The organism is Euzebya tangerina (assembly GCF_003074135.1).
GTDB lineage: Bacteria > Actinomycetota > Nitriliruptoria > Euzebyales > Euzebyaceae > Euzebya > Euzebya tangerina.
Window position 1 is genome coordinate 2,270,871 of record NZ_PPDK01000001.1, and the last position, 19,346, is coordinate 2,290,216.

The 19,346-nt window shown below is 67.5% G+C and carries 17 protein-coding genes and 1 tRNA gene; 13 read left to right on the plus strand and 5 right to left on the minus strand.

Features of this window, described 5'->3' with window-relative positions; all coding sequences use genetic code 11:
- The first annotated feature begins 19 nt into the window (after positions 1-19).
- The 5 genes from C1746_RS10425 to C1746_RS10445 all read left to right on the plus strand — a co-directional run bounded on the left by C1746_RS10425 (position 20) and on the right by C1746_RS10445 (position 5,562).
- Positions 20-478, plus strand: coding sequence for a hypothetical protein (locus C1746_RS10425; RefSeq protein WP_116714529.1), 459 nt, complete (start codon positions 20-22; stop codon positions 476-478).
- A 142-nt stretch (positions 479-620) separates the two neighbouring features.
- The gene (locus C1746_RS10430) at positions 621-1,247 is read left to right on the plus strand and encodes a DivIVA domain-containing protein (protein ID WP_162867610.1); all 627 of its coding nucleotides are present in this window, start codon (positions 621-623) and stop codon (positions 1,245-1,247) included.
- 91 nt (positions 1,248-1,338) lie between these two features.
- The gene (locus C1746_RS10435; RefSeq protein WP_116714531.1) at positions 1,339-4,362 is read left to right on the plus strand and encodes a UPF0182 family membrane protein; all 3,024 of its coding nucleotides are present in this window, start codon (positions 1,339-1,341) and stop codon (positions 4,360-4,362) included.
- Between the two features lie 46 nt (positions 4,363-4,408).
- Positions 4,409-5,212: an SGNH/GDSL hydrolase family protein gene (locus tag C1746_RS10440; RefSeq protein WP_116714532.1), complete on the plus strand. Its 804-nt coding sequence runs from the start codon at positions 4,409-4,411 to the stop codon at positions 5,210-5,212.
- A complete protein-coding gene (locus tag C1746_RS10445) occupies positions 5,209-5,562 on the plus strand; it encodes a VOC family protein (RefSeq protein ID WP_116714533.1) in 354 nt (117 codons plus the stop codon). Before C1746_RS10440 ends, C1746_RS10445 begins: the two co-directional genes overlap by 4 nt.
- A gap of 141 nt (positions 5,563-5,703) precedes the next feature.
- On the opposite strand, the gene C1746_RS10450 is transcribed toward C1746_RS10445, so the two are convergent.
- Positions 5,704-6,789: a radical SAM protein gene (locus tag C1746_RS10450; RefSeq protein ID WP_116714534.1), complete on the minus strand. Its 1,086-nt coding sequence runs from the start codon at positions 6,787-6,789 to the stop codon at positions 5,704-5,706.
- Between the two features lie 70 nt (positions 6,790-6,859).
- Between C1746_RS10450 and C1746_RS10455 the strand changes: the two genes are divergently transcribed.
- Positions 6,860-8,710, plus strand: coding sequence for a glycoside hydrolase family 15 protein (locus C1746_RS10455; RefSeq protein WP_205711805.1), 1,851 nt, complete (start codon positions 6,860-6,862; stop codon positions 8,708-8,710).
- Here the strand turns inward: C1746_RS10455 and C1746_RS10460 are convergent.
- The gene (locus C1746_RS10460) at positions 8,685-9,710 is read right to left on the minus strand and encodes a DoxX family membrane protein (RefSeq protein WP_116714536.1); all 1,026 of its coding nucleotides are present in this window, start codon (positions 9,708-9,710) and stop codon (positions 8,685-8,687) included. The genes C1746_RS10455 and C1746_RS10460 overlap by 26 nt on opposite strands.
- 73 nt (positions 9,711-9,783) lie before the next feature.
- Between C1746_RS10460 and C1746_RS10465 the strand changes: the two genes are divergently transcribed.
- Positions 9,784-9,857, plus strand: a tRNA-Met gene (locus tag C1746_RS10465).
- 604 nt (positions 9,858-10,461) lie between these two features.
- Complete coding sequence (locus C1746_RS23205; RefSeq protein WP_116714537.1) at positions 10,462-10,722, plus strand: Clp protease N-terminal domain-containing protein; 261 nt, start codon at positions 10,462-10,464, stop codon at positions 10,720-10,722.
- A gap of 46 nt (positions 10,723-10,768) precedes the next feature.
- Here C1746_RS23205 and C1746_RS10475 read toward each other — a convergent pair whose 3' ends face one another.
- Positions 10,769-11,308, minus strand: coding sequence for an RNA 2'-phosphotransferase (locus C1746_RS10475; protein WP_116714538.1), 540 nt, complete (start codon positions 11,306-11,308; stop codon positions 10,769-10,771).
- Between the two features lie 183 nt (positions 11,309-11,491).
- Between C1746_RS10475 and C1746_RS10480 the strand changes: the two genes are divergently transcribed.
- The 3 genes from C1746_RS10480 (at position 11,492) to C1746_RS10495 (ending at position 14,299) form a co-directional block, all read left to right on the plus strand.
- Positions 11,492-12,442: a sodium:calcium antiporter gene (locus tag C1746_RS10480; RefSeq protein WP_116714539.1), complete on the plus strand. Its 951-nt coding sequence runs from the start codon at positions 11,492-11,494 to the stop codon at positions 12,440-12,442.
- A 53-nt stretch (positions 12,443-12,495) separates the two neighbouring features.
- On the plus strand, positions 12,496-13,278 hold the full coding sequence (locus tag C1746_RS10485) for a helix-turn-helix domain-containing protein (RefSeq protein ID WP_162867611.1): 783 nt from the start codon (positions 12,496-12,498) through the stop codon (positions 13,276-13,278).
- Between the two features lie 301 nt (positions 13,279-13,579).
- Positions 13,580-14,299, plus strand: a complete 720-nt coding sequence (locus C1746_RS10495; protein WP_116714542.1) for an EAL domain-containing protein — start codon at positions 13,580-13,582, stop codon at positions 14,297-14,299.
- 12 nt (positions 14,300-14,311) lie between these two features.
- Here the strand turns inward: C1746_RS10495 and C1746_RS10500 are convergent, their stop codons facing one another.
- Positions 14,312-16,642 (minus strand): glycoside hydrolase family 65 protein, encoded by a 2,331-nt coding sequence (locus C1746_RS10500; protein ID WP_162867613.1) that lies wholly within the window; start codon positions 16,640-16,642, stop codon positions 14,312-14,314.
- 121 nt (positions 16,643-16,763) lie between these two features.
- On the opposite strand from C1746_RS10500, the gene C1746_RS10505 reads away from it, so the two are divergent.
- Together C1746_RS10505 and C1746_RS10510 are read left to right on the plus strand one after the other, a co-directional pair.
- Positions 16,764-17,573, plus strand: coding sequence for a class I SAM-dependent methyltransferase (locus tag C1746_RS10505; RefSeq protein ID WP_162867614.1), 810 nt, complete (start codon positions 16,764-16,766; stop codon positions 17,571-17,573).
- Between the two features lie 71 nt (positions 17,574-17,644).
- Entirely contained in the window at positions 17,645-18,034 is a 390-nt protein-coding gene (locus tag C1746_RS10510; RefSeq protein ID WP_116714544.1) for a hypothetical protein, read from the plus strand.
- A 7-nt stretch (positions 18,035-18,041) separates the two neighbouring features.
- Here C1746_RS10510 and C1746_RS10515 read toward each other — a convergent pair whose 3' ends face one another.
- A complete protein-coding gene (locus tag C1746_RS10515; protein WP_116714545.1) occupies positions 18,042-19,250 on the minus strand; it encodes a CaiB/BaiF CoA transferase family protein in 1,209 nt (402 codons plus the stop codon).
- Positions 19,251-19,346 lie beyond the last annotated feature (96 nt).

The following is a 19,346-nucleotide window of genomic DNA, read 5'->3' on the forward strand; positions in this document are numbered from 1 at the left end:
ACACCGAAGTGAGGGCTAGATGCAACACGTTGTCCGTTTCACCACCGCCGAGGGTCGTGACGGTACCCACTTCAGCGACTCCTTGGATGACGCGGTCACGTTCATCGAGCGGGTCCGAAACCTCGAGAACGCCAGCGACGTCCGGCTGTTCAAGTTGACTGAGGTGCCGGTGAGCTTCAAGACGTACTACCAGGCTCAGGTCGGCGGGGCCTCAGTCCCCCGTGTCGGTCACGCAACCATCTCGTCGGCCGACGATGACGCCGCGGCCGATGGCTCCACCACCGCCTCCGCGCTCGACTCACCCGCGCAGGATGCGACCCCGCAGGACCAGACCACACCGGACCAGACCGGCGCCTCCTCGGCAGCTCTGTCAGCGGTCGAGGCCGGCTCGCCACCTCTGGAGAGTCGCTTCTCGGAGAGCAACGGGAGTCAGGAATCCGCGCCGACCAACGGGCGCCGACTGTTCTCCCGCGCCTGAGGCAACACGCCAGGGTTCGTTCCCGAACCAAGCTGGATGGCCACCGCCGCTGTCGTAGACTGCCCCCGCGACCACGTCCCACACCGAATCCGGTCGCGAGCTGTTCAGGTAGGACCACTAGAGACGTAGGAAAGGTGTGCGGGTGCTGACTCCAGAGGAGATCCATTCACGAGAGTTCCTCGTGTCCCTTCGTGGGTACGACCGGGACGAGGTCGACGCCTTCCTGGGCGAGGTCGCCGAAGCCTTCTCCCAGCTGCTGGAGGAGACCGGCGGCGCCGCGGCCGACGTGGACACCGACGAACCTGCAGCCGAGACGGACGCCGAGTCGGAGGAGGTCGCCCAGCCCCAGCCGGCCGCGGCAGCACCAGCTTCGGAGTCACCGTTCGCCGCGATCGGCGCGGAGACCCAGCGCATCCTCGACGCGGCCCAGGAGGCCGCCGACGAGATCCGCAAGAAGGCGCAGACCGAGGCTGAGGAGGCCCGCGAGGAGGCCCTTGCAGCCGCCCAGAAGGAAGTTGCCTTCCTCCGCGAGCAGGCCAGCGCCACCCAGGATCAGATCGACGCACTGGTCGCCCGCCGGTCCGAGCTGGCCCAGAGACTCGAGCAGGCACGCGAGACCGTCGAGGTCGCCTTGCACGAACTGGAGGAGAACGTTGAGGAGGCAGCTGCCACCGACGCGAGCAACTCCGTGCTGGCCGAGGCCGCCGAGCCAGATGCCGCTGACAGCGACACCGCCACTGCCACCGACACCTCGGAGGACGAGGAGTAGGTAATCCGGCGCCCCTGCCGGGGCGTCACATCCGGCCCGCGAACACCCCAGCGGCGTCCGCCGCCAAGCGCGTTACCCTCGGCCGTCGAACATGAACATCGTTGCTGAGCTGCGTCGACGCTGGATCCTTGTCGTCTTCGGGGTGGTGGTCCTGCTGGCGGTCGTCGGGCCGCGCCTGGCGGCCTTCTACACCGACATCCTCTGGTTCCAGTCCGTCGGGTTCGCCGACCGCTTCTTCGACCTGCTGTACACGCGCTTCGGGCTCGGGATCGTCTCGGGACTGGTCATGGCGCTGCTCGTCGGGGGCAACCTCTTCCTCGCGCGGCGGCTGGAACCTGACTTCCGGATCCCCTCTGAGGCCGAGGAGATCGTGGAGCGCTACCGGATCGCCCTGAAGCCCTACGCCAAGCCGATCATGATCGCGGTGGCGCTGGGCATCGGCCTCATCGCGGGCTCGGCGCTCGTCAGCGAGTGGCGGACCTATCTGCTGTGGGCCAACGGGGACAGCTTCGGCATCGATGACCCGCACTTCGGCATCGACCTCGGCTTCTTCGTCTTCGATCTGCCGTTCTGGACGATGATCAACGGCTGGCTCTTCGGCGCGATCGCCGTCACGATCGTCGTGACCGCGGGGGCGCACTACATCTTCGGCGGAATCCGACCACAGGCTCCGGGGCAGAAGATCACGGCCCCGGCGAACGTCCACGTCTCGGTCCTGCTGGCCTCGCTGGTGGCCGTCCGGGCCTGGGGCTTCTGGCTCGACCGCTATCACCTCAGCTACTCCGAGCGAGGGTTGGTCACCGGTCTCTCCTACACCGACGTCAACGCCGAGCTGCGCGCCTTCACCCTCCTGACGTTCATCAGCGTGGTCTGCGTCGCCCTGTTCCTGGCCAACATCCGCTACCGCGGATGGGTCCTGCCGAGCGCTGGCGTCGGGATCCTGCTGGTCGCCTCCGTCGTGCTGGGTGGTGCCTACCCCGCCGCCATCCAGGCGCTGCGAGTCAACCCGCAGGAGCTGCCCCGCGAGCGCGAGTTCATCGAGCGAAACCTCGACTTCACGCGCTACGCCTTTGACGTCGCGACCGATGAGCAGGCCCTGGAGGGGCAGGAGGGCAACCTCACCTACGAGCAGTTCCCGGCCACCGAGGACCTCACCAACGAGGAGGTCGCGGACAACACCAACACCCTGCAGGCCATCCGGCTGTGGGACCCGGCCACCCTGCAGAACACCTACAACCAGCTGCAGGAGCTGCGGCCCTACTACGACTTCCGGGACGTCGACGTCGGCCGCTACATCGTGGACGGCGAGCCGCAGCAGGTGATGATCAGCGTCCGTGAGCTGAACATCGACGAGCTGACCGAGCCGTCCTGGCAGAACCGGGCGCTCTCGTTCACCCACGGGTACGGCGTCGTGTCCTCCACCGTCGCGACGGCAGCCAGCAACGGTCAGCCGGAGTTCCTGGCGCGCGACATCCCGATCGACGGGGTCGACGAGTTGCAGCTCGAGCAGCCGCGCATCTACTTCGGTGAGAGCGCCCCCACCTACTCGATCATCGGGACCGAGGACCCCGAGTTCGACTTCGAGACCGACACCGAGCAGCAGTTCAACCGCTATGACGGAGAGGACGGCGTCGGCGTCGGGGGGATCATCAACCGGGTCGCCTTCGCACTGCGCTACGCCGAGCCGAACATCCTGCTGTCGGGTCTGATCGAGAGCGACAGCCGGATCATGTTCAACCGCAACGTGCGTGAGCGCGTCGGGGCCATCGCGCCATTCCTGCAGCTGGATCACGACCCGTACCCGATCGTGGTGGACGGTCGGATCAAGTGGATCCAGGATGCCTACACCACCACGGACATGGTCCCGTACTCCGAGCGGATCGACTTGGCCACGGAGAGCCAGGTGACCGAACGGCGCACGCTGTTCATCCCGAACGCCGAGGGGGACCTGATCCCCCAGGAGCGGATCGCGAGCTTCGCCGCGTTGCAGGGCCAGGCCAACTACATCCGCAACTCGGTCAAGGCCGTGGTGGACGCCTACGACGGCACCGTCGAGCTCTACGTCACCGACCCCGAGGACCCGCTGATCCAGGCGTGGGACCGGGCCTTCCCCGGCGTGTTGACGCCAGGCGACGAGGTGCCGGACAACATTCGCGAGCACTTCCGCTCGCCGGAGGACATGTTCCGGGTGCAGGCCAGCATCCTGGAGCGCTATCACATCCCCGGCCCGGACGGCTTCTACAACGCCTCGGACCTCTGGGAGCTGCCGGCCGATCCGGCGTTCGCGGACAACAACCAGGATGCCGGAGCTGCTGCCGACCGCAGCTTCCCGCCCACCTACCAGCTGATCCGACTGCCCGGCGAGGCGGAGGAGGACTTCGCCCTCATCCAGCCCTTCAGCCCGGCCAACCGTGAGGTGCTCAGCGCCTACATGGCAGCCAGTGGCGACAGCGAGACGTTGGGCGAGATCCGGATCCTCAACATGCCGCCGAACCGCACGGTGTTCGGACCGGAACAGGTCTTCGCACGGATCAACCAGGACTCGGTCATCGCCCGGGAGCTGACCCTGCTGAACCAGGCCGGCTCGGGGGTGATCTTCGGGAATCTGATCGTGGTCCCGGTCGAGGACTCGCTGTTGTACGCCCTGCCGCTCTTCCTGCGGGCAGAGCAGTTCGACATCCCCGAGCTTCGCCGGGTCGTGCTCGTCTACGGCGATGAGGTCGTGCTCGAGGACACCTTGGGCGAGGCCCTCGAGTCCCTGTTCGGCGACCTGCCGGAGGACATCGACGACACGCCGGCGTTGCCGGAGGATCCCGGGGCCGCCGAGGAGAGTCCAACGCCGATCCCGGGTGAGGGCGGAGAGGTCACGCCGGAGGTGCAGGGCCTGATCGGTCAGGCGATCGAGGCGTTCGCGGCGGCCGAAGCTGCGCTTGCCGAGGGAGACCTGGGCGAGTACCAGAACCAGGTGTCGCTGGCGCAGGACCTCGTGGCGCGCATCGAGGAGCAGGTCGGTGGCGGTCTGCCCTCGACCGAGGGTGCCGGGGACGAGTCCGATGATCTCTTGGACGGCGATGCCTCGACGGACGATGCGACGGATGATGACTCCAGCAGCTGACGGCTGACGCCGCTGCCCGGGCCCCCGCGGCACACTCGGAGCTGGTATGACCTCACGCCTCGCCGCCTTCTGGTCCCGCAGCCCGACGTGGCGCAAAATCGCGACCGTGGCCGGCGTCAGCTTCCTCATCGTGGCCACCTGGATCGGGCAGGGCGTGGCCTCGGTCTTCGGCCAACACGACGCCTACGCCGAGTACTGGGAGGCCCGGTCGGAGGAGCCAGGCGACCTGCTCTACGTCGCGCTGGGGGACTCCGCAGCCCAGGGCGTCGGGGCCACCGACCCCGAGGACGGCTACGTCGGGCAGATCGTGCGGCACGTCGAACAGGCCACGGACATGACCGTCAGGATCGTGAACCTCTCCGTGACCGGTGCCCGGACCGCGGATGTGCTCGAGACCCAGCTGCCGCAGCTGCGCTCGGTCGTGCAGGAGAGCGGTGAGCCGGACCTGATCACCCTCGACGTCGGCGGCAACGACGCGACCAACACCCCGGCCGCCGTCTTCGAGGAGCAGTTCGATGAGCTCTTGTGCGAGCTGCCGGCTGGCACGCTCGTCGCCGACCTGCCGGACTTCCAGGGCGGTCCCCGGCTCGAGGAGTCTCGACGGCTGTCGGCCATCGCCCGGGAGGTGATTACTGAGCACCCGGATCTGGTGCCGGTGGCCCTGGAGGCTGCGACTCGTCCGATCACGATGCTCGACTACTCTCCGGACTTCTTCCATCCTGACGACTCGGGCTACGAGTACTGGGCCAGCGCCTACATCGAGCAGCTGCCCGAGGCACTCGGAGGTGACGGAGCCGAGCCAGCCTCGGCCGTCTTCGATGCCGAGGCAGCGGAGGACGGAGAGTCATGAGCCAGCCGACCTCACTCAGTGCCGTCACGCTGGTGGTCACCGACATGCGTCGGTCGTGGGCCTTCTACGCAGCCCTCGGGTTCGAGGCGGCCTACGGCGGCCCTGACGAGCCGTTCACCTCGTTTCGCGTCGGGTCGTCCTACCTCAACCTGCAGGTCACCGGTGAGGATCCGGAGACCGGTTGGGGCCGGGCGATCTTCTACGTCACGGACGTCGATGGGATGTATCGGCGGGCTGTGGAGGCGGGGATGGAGCCGGAGTTCGAGCCGCGCGACGCCGAGTGGGGTGAACGCTACTTCCACCTCCGTGACCCTGACGGTCACGAGCTCTCCTTCGCCAAGCCCCTGTGAGCGCGCCTCGGCCTCCTGCTGGGGAACCTGACCTCGCGGTGGGGAACCTGACCTCGCGGTGGGGAACCTGACCTCGCGGTGGGGAACCTGACCTCGCGGTGGGGAACCTGACCTTCCGGTGGGGAACCTGACCTCCGGCAGTCAGGGCAGGAGAGAGAGCTGCTCGGCCCTGGCGGCTGACGGGGCTGCCGCGGGTGTGGTGTGGCCGCTCGGGTTCTCGGGACCGTCGGGTCTCCTGGGCCACTGTGCCGGATCCGGCATCCGGCCATGTCGCGTCCACGCCGCGGCGCGGGTACGCCGCACGACCGACACCAGTGGCGCGGCCGCATCCTCCGGCAGCGTCGCCCGTCCTCGGGCCTGCGGCTGGCCGTAGAGCTCCTCGTAGGTCCTCAGGAGGTTCGGATACGTGGCGACCAGCCACGGCCAGAACGCCTCCTTCACCTTGGGGCGCAGGTGCAGGGTGATCGGCGTGACGTGGGTGGCGCCGGCCTCCACGGCAGCCTCGGTCACCGCGGCCAACTGGCCCGGGTCGTCGTTCAGGCCGGGCATGATCGGGGCGAGCATCACACCGGTCGGGATCCCGCTGGCGTTCAGCCTGGCGACGGCCTCGAGCCGTGCCCGCGGTGAGGGTGTCCCGGGTTCGGTCTGCCGCCACACCTCCTCGTCGAGCATGCCGATGGTCAGCGTGGCGGTTGCCCCGACCTTCTCGGCCGCGACTCTGAGCCCCTCCGTGTCCCGGGTGATCAGCGTCCCCTTGGTCAGGATCGAGAAGGGCGTCCACGAGGTCGTCAGGGCCCGGATGATGCCCGGCATCAGCTCGTAGCGCCCCTCGGCCCGCTGGTACGGGTCGACGTTGGTCCCGAGCGCGACGTGCTCGCCCTTCCACGACGGACGGGCCAGCTCGCGGGCGAGCACCTCGACGATGTTGGTCTTCACCACGATCTTGGTGTCGAAGTCCGTGGTCGCGGTCAGATTCAGGTACTCGTGGGTCGGTCGGGCGAAGCAGTACACGCAGGCGTGGGAGCAGCCCCGGTACGGGTTGATCGACCAGCCGAACGGCATGCCCGAGACCTTGTTCAGCGCCGACTTGGTCTCGACCTCGAGGAAGGTCAGGCCGCGGAAAGCCGGCGTGTCGACCGTGGTGGCACGCTGCAGTGGGAGTCGGAGCCCCGGCGGTGGGTCGGCTGGAGCGTCAGGTGCGCGCTGCAGCTCGGCTAGTGTCGGCATGCCGGACACGGTAGCAGAACATGTGTTCGATTATGGGCCAGCGGCCGTGCTCGCCGCTACCGTCGGAGGGGTGGATGACACCCGCGGTCCGGCGCCCGGTGGCAGCGAGCAGTCGTTCCGCTCGATCGCGCAGCACGGCCTGATCGGGGACCTGCACACCGTCGCCCTCGTGGGGAGCGACGCCACGATCGACTGGTACTGCCCGGGACGGGTGGATGGGCCGAGCGTCTTCGCGAGTCTGCTGGATGCCGAGGACGGTGGTCGGTGGGCGCTCGCCCCCACGGCTCCCGCCACGACATCACGACAGCTCTACATCCCTGACACCAACGTCCTGGTTACCCGCTTCCACAGCGACCAGGGCATCAGCGAGGTCGTCGACTTCATGTGCCTGCCCGGCGAGGAGGGCGTCCTCGGGACCGCGGACGGAACAGACGGTCACGTCGGCCGGATCGTGCGTCGCGTCACCTGTGTGCGTGGCCAGGTCGAGTTCGGCATGCAGTTGGCCCCTCGATTCGATTACGGACGCGCCCACCACCAGGTTCGCTGCCATGACGGCGCAGCGGTCTTCACGTCGAGCCACCAGCAGCTCACCGTGCGGACGACACAAGTCCTCGACGTGGACGATGGGGACATCAGCTGCACGTTCACCCTCACCACGGGCCAGTCGACCACCTTCGTGCTGCGGGACGGCGTGGAGACCGACGACCTGGACGAGGTGGAGGCGCAAGACCTGTACGACCACACCGTGGCCTGGTGGCAGGCATGGATCAGGCAGTCGACCTACCGGGGTCGCTGGCGCGAGATGGTCCAGCGCTCGGCGCTGACGCTGAAGCTGCTGACCTACGCCCCGACCGGTGCGATCGTGGCCGCCCCCACCACCAGCCTCCCGGAGATGCTCGGTGGCCAGCGGAACTGGGACTACCGGTACACCTGGATCCGTGATGCCGCCTTCAGCATCTATGCACTGCTCCGCCTCGGCTTCACCGCCGAGGCCACGGCGTTCTTCGACTGGTTGGCACAGCGGTTCTGCGATCGGGGCGCGGACGAGCGGCCGCTGGAGATCATGTACCGCATCGACGGCGAAGCAGTGCCCGATGAGGAGGTGTTGGACCACCTGTCCGGGTACCGCGGCTCAGCCCCGGTGCGGATCGGCAACGCTGCAGGATCGCAGACCCAACTGGACATCTACGGCGAGTTGATCGACTCGCTGTACCTGTACAACAAATATGGCCGGCCACTCTCCCACGACGAATGGACCGACGTTCGCCGCCTGGTCGACTGGGTCTGCGACCACTGGGACGAGGCGGACTCGGGGCTGTGGGAATCCCGCGGCGAGGCCAAGCACTTCACGTTCTCCCGACTGATGTGCTGGGTGGCCGTCGAGCGAGCCATCCGCGTCGCAAACCAGCGGGGCTTGCCCGCCGATCACGACCGCTGGCTGGCCACCCGCGACGCGATCCACCTCGCGCTCTGGGAGCAGAGCTACGACGAGGACCTCGGTGCGTTCGTCCAGCACATCGATGACGACGTCGTCGACGCGTCGATCCTGCTGATGCCACTGGTCAAGTTCGTCTCGCCCACGGATCCGAAGTGGCTGTCGACGCTCGAGGCCATCGAGAAGTCCCTCGTCGTCGACAGCCTCGTCTACCGCTACGACCCCGAGCGCACCCAGGACGGCGTGGGCGGCGAGGAGGGCACCTTCAGCATGTGCTCGTTCTGGTACGTCGAGGCGCTGACGCGCGCCGGACGGGTTGACCAGGCACGTCTCGCCTTCGAGAAGATGCTGACCTACGCGAATCCGCTCGGCATGTACGCAGAGGAGATCGGCCCGAACGGCGAGCAGTTGGGGAACTTCCCACAAGCCTTCACCCACCTGGGCCTGATCAGCGCCGCATTCAACCTGGACCGTGCGCTCGGCTGATCTGCGCGGCGGAGACCGTCGCCTCCTCGAACTGCAGTTGGGCTGATAGCGAGTAGACGAAGCCGACCAGCGCCAGTGCGAACGCGAAGTTGACGACGGCGAAGGAGACCCGCAGCCAGATCCGGCGATGGAGCGCGATGGGTGGCTTGTAGAAGCTGCCGGGGCCGTTGAGGAGGAACACCACGAGAGCCGCGTGCAACGGCGTGTGGCCGATGACCTCAACCCGTCCGAAGACCAGCGTGGTGGTGAAGAAGACCAGGGTGATGACGGCGGCCAGGGGACGCTCGAGCAGGCCGATGATGAGGAGGAAGCCCAAGCTGATCTCGACGAACGCGGCCCCCTGGAGGAAGAAGTCCGGTGGGAGCCCGAGGACGAGGTTCGGATTCTCCTCCAGGATCAGCAGGCTCCACTCGGGATAGACCAGCTTCTCGAACCCCAGCCAGATCAGGGCGAACCCGATGGTCAGGTAGAGGGCCGGCAGGCCGATGCCGCGGATCTTCTCGTCCTTGCTGGCCGACACGAAGAGGTAGATCCCGATCCCCACGTAGTGCAAGTAGTCCAGCATGTGGAGGGGGCCGTACTCACCCAGACCGATCACCCAGAGGAAGATGATCCCGATGCCTGCCGCGGGTGCTGACCGAGGGAAGAGCAGCAGGAGGGCCAGGACGAACTGCATCCAGCCGACCCAGGCCTGTGGTTCGGCGAGTTCGGGGGTGAGCAGCGCGCGATTCTCCCAGGAGATCAGCAGCACGGCGGCCATGGCCACGCGGATGACGGTGGTGCTGTACTCGGCTCGATCGGACAGCCATGAGTTGATCCGGCCGTACCAGCCGACATCGTCCAAACGGCGGTCGATGAACACCATGGCTCCGATGACGGTCATCGCCAGCGCCGCGAGGGCGAAGAAGGTCGGCGTCAGGACCTCGGAGAACGACCGCGGCGGATCGGTGAAGTCGAACTCGCTGAACCACTTCACGTGCGCCAGAACAGCTGGTTCCATGCTCCTAAGGGTAGTGACGGGACTGGGCCGGACAGCCGTTGCAGCACCCTGTCTGCCTCGCTAGATTCAAACGTGCGAGGTGGAGCAGTTCGGTAGCTCGCCGGGCTCATAACCCGGAGGTCGCAGGTTCAAATCCTGTCCTCGCAACTACCACTAGGAGTCAGAGGCCCTTCCATTCGGAGGGGCCTTTGCCGTTGGGGGCCCAAATGGGGGCGATTGGTCACAGAATGGTCACAAGCGTCTGAGCAGCGCGTCAGATCCTGTGACCAATGGTCGCTGATCGATGGCGTCGGGGTCTGGTTGGCTCAGCGGCCTCGCCGCCTCCCACGCTGGCTAATGGGCCGCCCGCGGCATCCGAGAGGAACCTGCGGCCCCGGGGGAGGCCAGCTCTCGTGCCGCGAACGTGAGGCAGGGGCCACTGGCCATCAGTCCAGTATGACTAGTCACCAATGGATGACTAACTAGTCTTCTAGCTCGAAACTGCATCCGAAAGGCAAGCACATGAAGAGGTCTCTTGTCTCGCTTGTCATCTCGCTCCTCTTGGTTGGACTGACTCCTGTCGCCGCGGTCGGCCTAGAGCGTCCGGTGTCCTCCGCCGCATCGATCAGCTCGTCCATGTCTGAACCTGGGATAGAGTGCGGGCCGACTATCGACGGGCTGATTCTGACAACACCAGACGGCTTGCATTGGGAGTGCCTACACCATTGGCTCGCCGGCTGGATCTGGATGCCCTGGGGACAGCCGATTCTGAATGAGCACTGAAATCTTCCAGCATCCGAGCCGGCGGTTCACTCCGAGAATGCTGCGGGCTCTCGAGGGCGCCGCGCAGATCGTCCAGGACAACGGACAGACCGCAATCGGCACGGAGCACATGTTGTTGGCACTCATTCAGGATTCGCGGGGTATCGCGGCTCAAGCGCTCCTTCGGAGTGGTGTGGATCTGAGGGCTCTTTCGTTGAGTCTCGAGGAGCTATTGGTGTCTGAGCGCTACCGAGGTGGAGAGAACATCTGACTATTGGCTCCCCCGATCGACTGGACCGTCCAGCTCACGCGGACGCCTACACGGTGAGGTACTCCACCGGGACGTGCTGGACCAGCCAGACGCCATTGGCAGCCAGGTAGAACTCGTGACCATCCAACTGCATACGCTGGGCATCGACGGTCAGGATCACCGGCGTGCCCCGACGGGCGCCGACGACTCTGGCTGTGTCGGTGTCGCTTGAGAGGTGCACGTGCGTCCGGCTGCCACTGAGGAGGCCCTGGTCGAGAATGCTCGCAAGGAACCGCTCCACCGTTCCGTGGAAGAGCTGCGCTGGAGGCGTGGTCGGTGCAAGGTCGAGGTCGCCGGGCACCGAGTGCCCCTGTGCTGCCCGGATCAGGCCGTCACGGATCTCGTAGCGCCGCTTGTCGGATCGGTTGATGATCGCATCGAGTTGGTCTGCGGTGATCCGGTGCCCAGCAGCGTTCATCCGCTCGAGGAGCTCCTCGACATCGATCCAGCCGGAGGGGTCGAGTTCGAGCCCTGCGGCCGCAGGGTTGTGGCGGAGGAGATAGGCGACGGTCTTGCTCAGCTGGATGCTCGGCTCATTCCGACCCACCGATCTCACCGTCCGTGCGTTCGGCGGCGGCGACGTTGTCCGTCATCCACGCCTGTATCTCCGAACACTACGGCTGGTTCCCGACCGAGCCCACCGAGGACGACTTGACGGGGGATCGCTCAGGGATCACCATGTCGCGCGCCGTCGTGCCGTCCTGGACCCTCGGCTCTTTGGGAGGTCAGCATGTTCGACGGTGTGTTGGCGATCGTGGCCGGTGTGATCGCACTCGCATGGGCGGCCGATCAGTTCGTCATCGGGGCTGCGCGGGTCGCCCTCATGCGCCGTGTGCCCGCGTTGGTCGTCGGCGTCGTGATCATCGGGTTCGGGACGAGCGCACCGGAGTTGCTCGTCTCCGCGCTTGCCGTCGCCGACGACAACACCGGCGTCGCCATCGGGAACGTGGTCGGCTCGAACCTGGCCAACCTCACGCTGCTGCTCGGTATGGGCGCGCTCATCGTCCCGCTCACCGTCCAGTCACGGACCGTCAGAGTGGAGGCACCACTCGTCCTCGCCTCCACCATCGCCTTCGGCGTCGCCGTCCAAGACGGCGTCGGGCGCTGGGAGGGCATCGCCTTGGCCGCCGGACTTGTGGCAAGCCTCGCGATCGTCGTCCGACAGCCCGCTTCAGCGTCGCCGGTCCCCGACGCGGTGGGCGAGGACGTCACCGAGCTGGCCGATGCCGAGCACCACAGGATCGGCATCGAGTCGGCCCGGACCGCGGTCGGTCTGGTGGCAACGGTCGGCTCCGCGCAGCTGCTCCTGTGGGGAGCCCTGCGGGTCGCCGACGAGACGGGGCTGTCGGGTGGCTTCGTCGGGGTGACCCTCGTCGCGGTGGGCACCTCCCTGCCCGAGCTGGTCACCGTCATCCAGTCCGCACGTCGCCGGCAGACCGATCTGATCGTGGGCAATCTGCTAGGGTCCAACCTGTTCAACGCGTTGGCCGTGGGTGGCATCATCGGCATCCTCGGTGGACCTCCTGTGGATGACCCCGCACTCACGATCACGGCGACCGGTGCCGCGATCGGCGCGGCGGTCATCGCCACTGTGGCCATGGTCACGCGCCGCACCGTCACGCGAAGCGAGGGTGCCGTGCTCATCGTGCTCTACCTCGCCGTCCTCCCGCTGCTCACCTGAGGCTTGGTCGCGGCTCCTACGATGGAGATATGTCGGAGACGCGGGACACACAGATGGTGCAATTCCCTGCACCGAGGCTGCGCCCCTACGTGGACCAGTACGTCGGGTACCGGGTGTCGGGGCTGCAGCCAGGCATCCACGCCGGGCTGCCGTCGCGATCACTCACCATGATCGTTGCGTTCGACGAGCCGCTCCACGTCTCCAGCGCTCGCACTGGCTCCGACCGGTTCTGGGGGATGGTCGCCGGGCTGCACGACGCGCCCTCCAGCGTCCATCACCACGGGTCGATGCACGGCATCCAACTGTCGCTGACACCGCGTGGTGCGCTCGCCCTGTTCGACGCGTCACCTGCGGAGCTGTCGTCGACGCACGTGCACCTCGGCGACATCGTCCCCGCCATCGCGCAGGGGCTGGTCGATCGGCTGGGTTCGGCGCCCTCCTGGGCCGAACGCTGGGTCGTCCTCGACGAGGTCCTCGGCACCATGATCGATGACAGCATCACAATCCCCGACCCGCTCGACGCGGCCTGGACCCTGCTGAGCGAGACCGACGGGTCGGCACGCATCACCGACATCGCAGATCACGTCGGATGGGACCGTCGAAGGCTCAGTCAGCGGTTTCGTGGGATGTTCGGTCTGACGCCCAAGCTCGCCGCCCGTGTCATGCGATTCGAGCGAGCACAACGACTGCTCGCCTCACCACGTCGTCCGGACCTGGCCAGCGTCGCCGCAATCTGTGGCTACGCCGACCAGGCGCACATGACCCGGGAGTGGAATCAGTTCGCTGGTGCGCCACCGGCCACGTGGCTCGCATCCGAGGACGTCTCGATCTCCTGACGGCTGCTCGCCACGATCGTCGCCCGCGACCTCCGGGTGATCCGCAACGTCATCGTCCTGGTCCTCGGCATCGACGTCCGGACCGCCGTCGAGCTGGTCAACTACCCCTCCCGTGCCGACGAGGGCGCGTCCTGGGTCGAGCAGCGTCCGCTCGACACCGTCGCCTGCATCCCGCTGGGGCCGGCGGCTCGCACCATCGGTGTGCTCGAGGTGCCCGTGGACGCCGCGATGGCCGTCCCGGCAACGGAGGATCTGGCGGCCCTGGCGCCCCAGCTGACGACCCTGCTCCGCCCGTCCATCGATGCGGCCCAGCAGGCCTGGACAGAGCGGGCGTCCATCAGCCGCGTGTTGGAGACGGCCGCCCTCGACATCGTCTTCCAGCCGATCGTCCGGCTGCAGGATCGCCAGCCCGTGGGCTACGAGGGCCTCAGCCGCTTCGGCCCTGGCATCAACCCGGCCGACCGGTTTGCCGAGGCCGCCCCGGGCCGGCTTGGGCGTCCAGCTCGAGCTCCTGGCCGTCCGCAAGCTCCTGGAGGGAGCCAGGCGGCTACCTCGAGATGCCTACGTCTCCATCAACGTGTCGGGAGCGACGATCCAGTCCGTGGAGCTGCGCGACCTGATCATGGCGGTCGACCGCGCCATCACGCTCGAGGTGACCGAGCACGAGCCCATCACCAACTACCAGCAGGTCGCCTCGATGGTCGAGGGGTTGACCGACGTCCGCCTGGCAGTCGATGACGCCGGCTCGGGCTATGCGACGCTGCAGCACGTCCTCAGACTCCGTCCACAGGTGGTCAAGCTCGACCGGGCGTGGGTCAGCGGCGTGGATGGTGACCGGCCACGGCAGGTCCTCATCTCGGGTCTGATCTCTCTGGCCAGGGAGATCGATGCCACGCTGATCGCCGAGGGCGTGGAGACTCCCGAGGAGGCCCGGACCCTGACTGACCTCGGTGTCGTCTACGCGCAGGGGTACCTCTTCGGCAAGCCGGCACCGCTCGGCGACATCCTGGCCCAGCAGTAGGACGGCTTGGAGCTACCGACTGGCCAGATCGATCGTGGCGGCCTCGCCTGGCCGGACCTCGATGGCCACGCCCGCAACGCTCAGCGCCACCGCCGTGGAGTTGGCCTCCTCCGCCTGGACCGTCACGCCGTCGTGGGCAACCAGGATCGTCAGGCGCTGACCGCGCCACTGCACCGGGTAGGTCAGTCTTGTCCACGCCTCCGGCAGCCGTGGGTCGACCGTCAGCATGTCCTGCACGAAGCCGAGGCCCCCGAGACCCTGCACGGCCAACTGGTTCGTCCCACCGCAGGCGGCGGTGTGGATTCCGCCGATGAAGGTGCCGGCGACCACGGCGTGCTGGGCGTTCAGCAGGTCGACGCGAGCCGTCTCGCGGAAGTGACGGAGCGCGACAGCGGTATCGCCCATCTGGGCCGCGACCATCCCGTAGGCGGCGTCGCTCAGCGACGACTTGTGTGCGCAGCGAGGCTCGTAGTAGTCGTGGTTTGCTCGCACCACATCGCCCGAGAACCGCTCCCGATGAAGCCACAGCAGCATCACCACGTCGGCCTGCTTGGCAACCTGGGTGCGGACGGCGATGCCGTTCGGCCAGCCCCAGTACTCGTCGGGGTGCTGCAGCCGGGTGGCCAGCTCCTCGGGTGAGATGTCCTCCAGGTCGAAGAAGCCGCGGAACTGCTCGATCAACCCGGTTGTCTCGTCCGGCTGGGGTAGGAAGAGGTTGTCCCGGACGTGACGCCACCGGTCGACCTCTGACGCCTGCAGTCCCATCTCGGCTGACAGCTGTGTCAGGGCGTCGGCGTGCTCCTGCTCGAGCCACTCGTAGGTCTCGATCGCAAACGTGAGGGCCGCGTGGGTCTGGTAGTTGGTGAAGGCGTTGTCGTCGACGTTCTCATGCCACTCATCGGGTCCGAGCAGCCGGATGATGTGGTACTGGCCACCCCAGTCGTTGAAGTGCACGAAGGACCGCAGGAACCGGGCGACCTCGAACGCCACCTCGGCACCGTGCTCGACCATGAAGGCGGTGTCGCCGGTGACGTCCACATACGTGCGGATCGTCGTGACGATGTCCGGCGAGACGTGCATCTGCCAGACGTTGAAGTGGTTGCGGATCTCCCGGCCGGTGAGGACGTCGACGAAGAAGACGTCGGGGCACAGCTCCTCACCCGTCACCCCGGACACCCAGGCGTAGTACGCGCCGTCGTAGCCGAGGTCCCTGGCCTTGGTTCGGGCACCGTCGAGCGTCTTGTGGCGGTAGGCCAGGATGCTGCGTGCGACCTCGGGTTCGGTGAAGAGGAACGCCGGCAGGTTGTAGACCTCCTGATCCCAGAAGGCCGCACCCTGGTAGGCCTGACAGGACAGCCCGCGCGCACCCACCGGCAGGTGATCGGTGTGCAGGGGCGTGTGGACGCGGTTGTGGTAGTTGCTGAACCGCAACGACGCGTCATCGAGCACGTCGCCCTCGATCCGGACATCCATCACCCCCCAGATCCCCTGCCAGGTGGCGGTGGTCCGCTCGAGCAGGGTGCCGAAGCCCTCAGCGGCTGCCGCGGCCGCCTGATTGAGCGCCACGGCCAGCGGGTCCTCGACGTCGGAGGAGGTGGCCACCGCGGCGAACGTCTCGAGCACCAGCGGCTGGTCGGGCTGTAGGTCGAGCGTGACCGTACGCGCCACCAGGCGGTCTCCGGTTGCCGGCTCCTCGGTCGGTACATCTCCGTCCAGCCGGTGGGCAGCCGCAACGGCCACTCCGATCCCGCTCTCGCCGGTCACGCCGGACAGGGCGGTGACATCACCGTCGATCGTGGGGTCGAGCGTGGGGAGGTGCACACCGTTCAGGTCCCAGACGTTCCCGTCGATGCCGCACCGCAGTTGCATCTCGAGTGGCGCGTCGCTCTCCACCGTGACCCGCTGGCACAGCAGGTGGAGGTTGTCGTAGGAGGCGAAGCGCTCGACCGTCAGGGTGATCGATGCCTCATCGAGCACGTGCGTGCGGCGTTGTCCGTTGACCCCGGCGCGGAGGTCCAGCCAGCTCTCTGGCTCAGCTGACTCCTCCAGCCGCAGGGTGGTCCCGTCCACGGCGAAAGTGACCATGAGGGGGTTGGGGGCATTGACCAGTTCGCGCCAGCGACCGTCGGCACAGTCGTAGGTGTCGCTGACCGTGAGCGCGACGAAATCCTCGGCGCCCTGCTCGGGTGCGGTCGCCCGGTAACCCAGGTAGCCGTTGGCGACGGTGAAGTTCGATCCGACGGCGACAGCCCGGTCCTCCTCGAACCCCGTCTCGACCAGCCGCCAACCGTCGTCGTCAACGCGGAGCGTGTCGTTGAAGCGTGCATCTGGGCCTCTGGTCATGCGGCACACCGTTGCACATCCGCTCCGCCCAGTCCTGCTGCTCCACAAAAGACCGCTTCCCCTCGCGCTCCACCTCCCGGAGGTCGTAGGCTCCCCGCTGAGGAGGAGGTGTCGAGCTGCCATGCGTGTCGACGAGCACTACAGCCGTCAGGCCGACCTGTCGGAGCGCGTGCAGACGGCCTTGCAGGACGCCGGCTTGGACCCCGGGGACCTGACCGCCGACGATCTGGCGGGTGTCGACGAGTTCCATCTCGGCGGCCGGGCGGCCACCATCGCACTCCTCGACGACCTCGACCTGACCGATGGCATGGCCGTCCTGGATGTGGGCTGCGGGATCGGTGGAGTCACACGGACGATCGCCAGGCGTCACGCCGGACCGGTCACCGGCGTCGATCTGACCCCCGACTTCGTGGATGCCGCCCGGGCCCTGACGGCCCTGGTCGGCCTCTCGGAGCAGATCAGGTTCCAGCAGGCCGATGCGCTGGCGTTGCCGTTCGACGCGGAGACCTTCGACGCCGTCGTGCTGGTGCACGTCGGGATGAACATCCACGCCAAGGACGCCTTGATCCGCGAGTTGGCGCGGGTCACGGTTCGCGGCGGCACCGTGGCCGTGTACGACATCATGCGGATCTCGGATGGGCCCCTGTCCTTCCCGCTGCCGTGGGCCAGCAGTGACTCGATGAGTTGGCTGGCCAGCCCGGACGTCTACGGCGATGTCATGGCGGCTGCCGGCCTGGTGCCGGGCGAGGCAGTCGACCGTCGTCCGGTGGTGCGGCAGGCGTTGGCCGATGCGGCCGCCAATCCGCCACCGGTCAATCTCTCGCACCTGATGGGTTCGGAGTGGCCCGCGATGTTCGCCAACCTCCGGGCCGCTCTGCAGGCCGGCATCCTCGCCCCGACCCAGATCCTGGCGTCCAAGCCCTCTGGTTGACGGCGCGCCGGTATGGTCGTTCCCGACCGCCACAGATGCACATATCCTGCAGTCACGCCAGGAGTCCACCCATGGGAAAGCGCAACAAGAAGTCCGACAAAGCGGCCGAGAGCGTGGCGAACGCCACCGCCACGGCCACCGATCACGTCGTGGCCGCCGCCAGTCAGGTGGAGAAGAAGGCCGGCAACGCCGTGGTCCGCCTCCTGGTGGGGGTCATCACGCTGCTGCTCAACCTGGTCCGTGGTCTGCTGGCCACCATCCTGGGTGGGCTCGGCGGGATCATCAGCGCGATCGGTTCCACCCTCAATGGTGTCAGCAACGTCCTGAAGGCACCCCTCGTCGGTGCCGCCAAGGCGATCAGCCCGCTCGATCACGCCCCAGCCGCCGTGGAGGACGCGACCGGCAAGGCGCCGAAGAGCGGCAAGAAGGCCTCGAGCAGCAAGAAGGACACCGCGGACTAGCAGACGGTCACGACCCCCAGACCGCTCGATCGGTCAGCAGTCCCGTGATGGCCTGCTCATCGAAGCCGATCTCCGCCAACAGGTCCGCGGTGTCCTGACCCGGCAGTGGTGGGGGACCGGGATGCGGCTGCGCCTCGCCGGCATACCGCACGGGGTGACGGGGCGACACCACGGTCCCGTAGACGGTCTCGGTCCGCTCGAAGAACCCGAGCGCGGCAAGGTGTGGGTCGTTGAAGACCTCCGCCAGCGAGTTGACGTGTCCCGCAGGGATGTCCAGCTCCCGGAGGACGGTGATCCACTCCTCCGAGGACCGGGTCCGCAGCAGGTCGCCGAGCATCCCGTAGAGCTCGCCGACACGACCGGCCCGCTCATCCGCGTCGGTGATCCAGGTGGCGGCCGCCCAGGCACCGGCCGGATCCGCATCCGCTGCCTCGATCCAGTCCAGGAGCGCCGCCCAATGCCGTGAGGTGTAGGGGAGGATGACGACGTGGCCATCGGTGGTCGCAAACGGCCGACGGTTGGGGGTCAGCAGCCGGTTGTAGCCGACTGGCCCGATGGGTGGCTCCATGGCGGCGCCGCCCATGTGCTCTGCCATGACGAAGGACGTGACCGTCTCGAGCATCGGCACCTCGACCACCAGGGCCTCGCCCGTCCGCTCCCGGTGGTAGAGCGCCGCCAGCACGGCCTGGGTGACGTGAAGTCCGGTGACCTTGTCTGCCATCACGGTCGGCGCCAGCACGGGTGCCGAGCGGTCGAAGCCAAGCAGCGACGACAAGCCGGCGCGGCCCTGGATCACGTCGTCGTAGGCCGGCAGTTCGGCGTCAGGCCCGTCGCTGCCGAAGCCGGTGGAGGAGCAGTGGATCAGCTGCGGGTTGTGCGCCTGCAGTGCTTGGGCGTCCACCCCGAGCCTCGTGGCGGCCGCTGGGCGCATGTTCGACACCACGACATCACACCTGCTGGCCAGACGCGCCAGCACGGTTTGCCCGCCGGGGGTCTTCAGATCGATCCCAACCGATCGCTTGCCTCGGTTCACGCCGACGAACGGCGCGCCGACTCCCCGCTGGATGGTGGGTTTGGCTGAGCGGTAGGCATCACCGCCAGGTGCCTCGACCTTGATGATCTCAGCACCCAGGTCGGCCAACAGCATCGTGGCGTAGGGGCCTGCCACGATCGTGGTCAGGTCGAGGACGCGGACGCCGTGGAGGATCGCAGCCATGGCCGTGGACTGTAGAGGCCGCAGCGGCACGAGCCCGGCGGCTCGACGCGATCGCTGGTCCCTGCCTTGGTCATTGCTCTCTCCTCGGGTCCAGGC

Excerpts from the sequence above, each read along its gene's own strand:
- C1746_RS23205 (WP_116714537.1), top strand. The coding sequence starts at position 10,462 with ATGAGCACTGAAATCTTCCAGCATCCGAGCCGGCGGTTCACTCCGAGA.
- C1746_RS10435 (WP_116714531.1), top strand. The coding sequence starts at position 1,339 with ATGAACATCGTTGCTGAGCTGCGTCGACGCTGGATCCTTGTCGTCTTC.
- C1746_RS10515 (WP_116714545.1), bottom strand. The coding sequence starts at position 19,250 with ATGGCTGCGATCCTCCACGGCGTCCGCGTCCTCGACCTGACCACGATC.
- C1746_RS10460 (WP_116714536.1), bottom strand. The coding sequence starts at position 9,710 with ATGGAACCAGCTGTTCTGGCGCACGTGAAGTGGTTCAGCGAGTTCGAC.
- C1746_RS10495 (WP_116714542.1), top strand. The coding sequence starts at position 13,580 with ATGCGGCCCAGCAGGCCTGGACAGAGCGGGCGTCCATCAGCCGCGTGT.
- C1746_RS10480 (WP_116714539.1), top strand. The coding sequence starts at position 11,492 with ATGTTCGACGGTGTGTTGGCGATCGTGGCCGGTGTGATCGCACTCGCA.
- C1746_RS10425 (WP_116714529.1), top strand. The coding sequence starts at position 20 with ATGCAACACGTTGTCCGTTTCACCACCGCCGAGGGTCGTGACGGTACC.
- C1746_RS10500 (WP_162867613.1), bottom strand. The coding sequence starts at position 16,642 with ATGACCAGAGGCCCAGATGCACGCTTCAACGACACGCTCCGCGTTGAC.
- C1746_RS10450 (WP_116714534.1), bottom strand. The coding sequence starts at position 6,789 with ATGCCGACACTAGCCGAGCTGCAGCGCGCACCTGACGCTCCAGCCGAC.
- C1746_RS10440 (WP_116714532.1), top strand. The coding sequence starts at position 4,409 with ATGACCTCACGCCTCGCCGCCTTCTGGTCCCGCAGCCCGACGTGGCGC.
- C1746_RS10445 (WP_116714533.1), top strand. The coding sequence starts at position 5,209 with ATGAGCCAGCCGACCTCACTCAGTGCCGTCACGCTGGTGGTCACCGAC.
- C1746_RS10485 (WP_162867611.1), top strand. The coding sequence starts at position 12,496 with ATGGTGCAATTCCCTGCACCGAGGCTGCGCCCCTACGTGGACCAGTAC.
- C1746_RS10505 (WP_162867614.1), top strand. The coding sequence starts at position 16,764 with ATGCGTGTCGACGAGCACTACAGCCGTCAGGCCGACCTGTCGGAGCGC.
- C1746_RS10510 (WP_116714544.1), top strand. The coding sequence starts at position 17,645 with ATGGGAAAGCGCAACAAGAAGTCCGACAAAGCGGCCGAGAGCGTGGCG.